The organism is Dietzia sp. DQ11-38-2 (genome assembly GCF_014145055.1).
In the GTDB taxonomy this organism is placed as follows: domain Bacteria; phylum Actinomycetota; class Actinomycetes; order Mycobacteriales; family Mycobacteriaceae; genus Dietzia.
In genome coordinates this window covers 1-4129 of sequence record NZ_JAALDW010000048.1, presented here as the reverse complement: position 1 = coordinate 4129, position 4129 = coordinate 1, and the positions used below count along the sequence as shown (strand labels likewise).

General features: G+C 70.0%; 4 protein-coding genes. 2 read left to right on the top strand and 2 right to left on the bottom strand.

The features are described from left to right. The coding region (locus tag G6026_RS02235) for a Sir2 family NAD-dependent protein deacetylase (protein ID WP_277815589.1) at nt 1-151 on the bottom strand (151 nt) is incomplete at its 3' end. Between the two features lie 37 nt (nt 152-188). Next, the gene (locus tag G6026_RS02230) at nt 189-881 is read right to left on the bottom strand and encodes a hypothetical protein (RefSeq protein ID WP_194305641.1); all 693 of its coding nucleotides are present in this window, start codon (nt 879-881) and stop codon (nt 189-191) included. A gap of 340 nt (nt 882-1221) precedes the next feature. On the opposite strand from G6026_RS02230, the gene typA reads away from it, so the two are divergent. Continuing rightward, on the top strand, nt 1222-3144 hold the full coding sequence (typA, locus tag G6026_RS02225; protein WP_107756765.1) for a translational GTPase TypA: 1923 nt from the start codon (nt 1222-1224) through the stop codon (nt 3142-3144). A gap of 17 nt (nt 3145-3161) precedes the next feature. Beyond that, nucleotides 3162-4129 (top strand): ABC transporter substrate-binding protein (locus tag G6026_RS02220; RefSeq protein ID WP_241727922.1); only part of this gene is annotated, 968 nt, incomplete at its 3' end.

Here is a 4129-nt window from a genome sequence, read left to right as displayed (position 1 = left end):
CGAGCGCGGCGGGGTCGTGGCGTGCCCACAATCCGGTCTGCGCGTCCCGGAAGGTGGGTACCCCGCTCTCCGCGCTCATTCCGGCACCCGTGAGAACGACGAGAGGCCCGTCGCCGGCGAGGGCGAGACGGGCCTTGCTCGTGTCGTTCATGACGGGGTGGGGACGGTCGGGCCCCACGCCGCGGGGGTCACGGGACGTACGCGGAACCCACCAGCGGCAGGGAGACACAGTTGGAGGTCCCTCCACCGGCGAGGGTGGTCGTGACGCCCCCCTGCAGGAGCATCAGCACCTGGCCCGGGCCGGTGTCGGCGACGCCGTTGAGGGTCGCCGGCCCGCCCTCGTTGATCCCGTTGTAGCTGAGCACCGTGGTGCCCCGTCGACCGTTGGTGATGTTGAACCAGTCCACCGTCATGGGCTGGACCTGCTGCGGTGCGACACCCTCGGTGCCGAGGGCGGTGAAGACGAAGCCGAGCTGACCGCCCGGGATACCGGGCAGGGGAAGACCGGCGGGGCCCGGCACAGCGGTGGCGGCCCCGACCGCGGTCTGCTCCCCGTCGATGCAGTTCTGCATGATCGTCGGATAGGCGAACTGGGCGATCACCGGACCGTTCGTGGGGATCGGGGTGCCCGGCTCGCCGGACCCGCGGAAGAATCCGACCAACCGGGCGATGGTGCCCCGGGTCTCCTCCGGGATCCACTGCTGCTCGGAGAGGTTCTCGATGGCCTGCAGGACCGGCTCGGTCGGCCGCCCCAGCTCGTCCAGTGACTGGGCGCTCGCGGAGGCCGGGACGGCGAGCGACACCGCCATGGCGGCGGCGGCACCGAGACCGAGGGTCCTGAACGAGTTCCTGAGCGAGTGGCGGATCACTGGCGAGTCCATTCTTCGGATGAGGCGGACGGACCGGTCGGCGGGCCGACCAATCGACGGCTCGATGCTCTCACAACGGTGACAGCTGTGGATACCGGAGGCCCTGCTGCTGGGGCTTCTGAGGCCAGTGTGGCAGAAGATACTTGTGATGTAAATAACAGGAGCCTCGTGCGTGCGGCCCCCGCGCGCTCGGGATGACGGCTCGGAGGCCGATACGGGTAATGTGGACGCGCACGCGCGCTCCGACGGACGCGCCTGTGGATCACGCGGACGTCCCGCAGATTCCCACCACGCGCCCGGCGACCGCACAGTCACCCGTGGCGCCGAAAGCCTCTGAGGGAGAACCCACCGTATGGCCCTGACCGAGTTCCGCAACGTCGCCATCGTCGCGCACGTCGACCATGGCAAGACGACACTCGTCGACGCGATGCTGCGCCAGTCCGGAGCGTTCGACGAACGCGCGGAGCTCGTGGACAGGGTCATGGACTCGGGGGATCTCGAGCGCGAGAAGGGGATCACGATCCTCGCGAAGAACACCGCCGTACGGCGGCCGGGCGCGGGGGCGGGCGGCGCGGACCTGGTCCTCAACATCATCGACACCCCCGGTCACGCGGACTTCGGCGGGGAGGTGGAGCGTGGCCTGAACATGGTCGACGGCGTGGTCCTGCTCATCGACTCCTCCGAGGGGCCGCTCCCACAGACCCGTTTCGTGTTGCGCAAGGCGCTCGCCGCGTCCCTGCCCGTCATCATCGTCGTCAACAAGACCGACCGGCCGGACGCCCGCATCGACGAGGTGGTCGAGGAGGCCCAGGACCTGCTGATCGACCTGGCCTCGGATCTGGAGGACCCCGCCGCCCAGGCCGCCGCGGAGCACGCACTCGAACTCCCCGTGGTCTTCGCCTCGGGTCGCGCGGGTAAGGCGTCCACCACCCAGCCCGCGAACGGCCAGGAGCCGGACGCGGAGAACCTCGACGACTTCTTCAAGCTCCTCTACGAGGTGATCCCCGCCCCCCGCGGCGACGCCGACGCGCCGCTCCAGGCCCACGTCACCAACCTGGACGCCTCCAACTTCCTCGGCCGGATCGGCCTGGTGCGCATCCACAACGGGCGTCTGCGCAAGGGCCAGCAGGTCGCGTGGATCCACCACCTCGCCGACGGCGAGACGGAGACGAAGTCCGTCCGCATCTCGGAGCTGCTGGCGACCAAGGGCGTCGAGCGCGTGCCCACCGAGGAGGCCGTGGCCGGAGACATCGTGGCGGTGGCCGGGATCAGCGACATCATGATCGGCGACACCCTCGCCGATCCGGAGAACCCGGTCGCGCTCCCCAAGATCACGGTCGACGAACCGGCGATCTCGATGACCATCGGCGTCAACACCTCGCCGCTCGCCGGACGGAACGGCGGCACGAAACTCACGGCGCGGATGGTCAAGGCGCGGCTCGACCAGGAACTGGTGGGCAACGTCTCGCTCAAGGTCATCGACACCGAGCGTCCCGACGACTGGGAGGTGCAGGGCCGCGGTGAGATGGCGCTGTCCATCCTCGTCGAGACCATGCGCCGCGAGGGCTTCGAGCTCACCGTCGGCAAGCCCCAGGTGGTCACCCGCCGGATCGACGGCAAGGTCCACGAGCCGATGGAGCACATGACCATCGACGTGCCGGAGGAGTACCTCGGTGCGGTCACCCAGCTCATGGCCGCCCGCAAGGGTCGCATGGAGCAGATGAGCAACCACGGCACCGGATGGGTCCGGATGGAGTTCACCGTCCCGGCCAGGGGTCTCATCGGCTTCCGCACGACCTTCATGACCGAGACGCGGGGAGCCGGCATCGCCAACTCCGTGTCGGCCGGGTACGAGCCCTGGGTCGGGGAGATCCGCTCGCGGCACACCGGCTCCCTCGTGGCGGACCGCGCCGGCAAGGCCACCGCGTTCGCCCTGCTGGGTCTGGCCGATCGCGGCGACTTCTTCATCGAACCCGGTTCCGAGGTCTACGAAGGGGTCGTCGTGGGCGAGAACCCGCGCTCCGAGGACATGGACGTCAACATCACCAAGGAGAAGAAGCTCACCAACATGCGTGCGGCGTCCTCCGACGCGACCGAGACGTTGTCCAAGCACCGCAACCTCTCGCTGGAGGAGGCCATGGAGTTCTGCGCCGGCGACGAGTGTGTGGAGGTCGGACCGGACGCCGTCCGCGTGCGCAAGGTGCTGCTCACCGCCAACGAGCGGGCCAAGGCCCGTAGCAGGTCCAAGTCCCGCGAGCAGCAGTCGGTCAGCTGACGAGGGCCCCGGTGGCGATGAAGGGGGCGTCGGGCCGTCGGCGCGGTACCGCCGTGCTGGCCGGCGTGCTCTCCCTCGTCGTCCTCGCGGGGTGCGTGGCGGACCCGCCCCCTCCCACCGTGGTGGGGGAGGACGGTGTCGACGGGGAGACCGTCAGCCTGTCGAGTGGCGGAGTCCTGCTGGCTCTCGACCGCGTCGACCCGGGATTCAACCCACATCTGCTGGCCGACCAGGGGGTCGACACGGATCTGGTGGCCTCCTTACTGCTGCCCAGCGCCTTCGTCCCCGGTCCGGATGGGCACCCGGTGCTCAACCGCGACCTCCTGGTGTCCGCGGAGCCCCGGCCGGCAGATCCGCGGACCATCCGGTACACCATCGATCCCCAGGCCCAGTGGACCGATGGTGTGCCGGTCGCGGCGGAGGACTTCGAGTACCTCTGGCGACAGATGACCACCCAGCCCGGGGTCGTCGATCCCGCCGGCTATGAGCAGATCGTGGAGGTCCGGTCGGGTGCCGGAGGCAAGGTCGTGGACGTGGTCTTCGACTCCCCGCCGGAGGACTGGCAGACCCTGTTCGCCGACCTGTTGCCCGGGCACATCCTCAAGGACGCCCCGGACGGATTCCAGGGCGCGATGGCCCGACTTCCCGCGATGAGCGCGGGGCCGTACATGATCCGTGTCGCCGACATCGGCCGCGGCGAGATCGAGTTCGTCCGCAACGACCGGTACTGGGCTCGGGCACCGGAGCTCGATCAGATCCTCGTCCGGCGGGCGACCGGGGCCGGCCAACTCGGTGCGGCGTTGCGCGGTGGGCCGGGATCGCTCGCGATGGTCGCGGCCACCCCGTTGGCCTCAGACGTCTCGGCCACCGTCCCCGGGATCCGCTCTGTGACCGTGGACGCCTCGGCCCAGCTCGAGTTGGGCTTCAACACCGTCGCCCCGGCGGTACGCGACCCGGCGGTCCGGCGCGGCCTCGCGGCGGCGGT

Coding starts and splice junctions, on each gene's coding strand:
- typA (WP_107756765.1), top strand. CDS start 1,222: ATGGCCCTGACCGAGTTCCGCAACGTCGCCATCGTCGCGCACGTCGAC.
- G6026_RS02230 (WP_194305641.1), bottom strand. CDS start 881: ATGGACTCGCCAGTGATCCGCCACTCGCTCAGGAACTCGTTCAGGACC.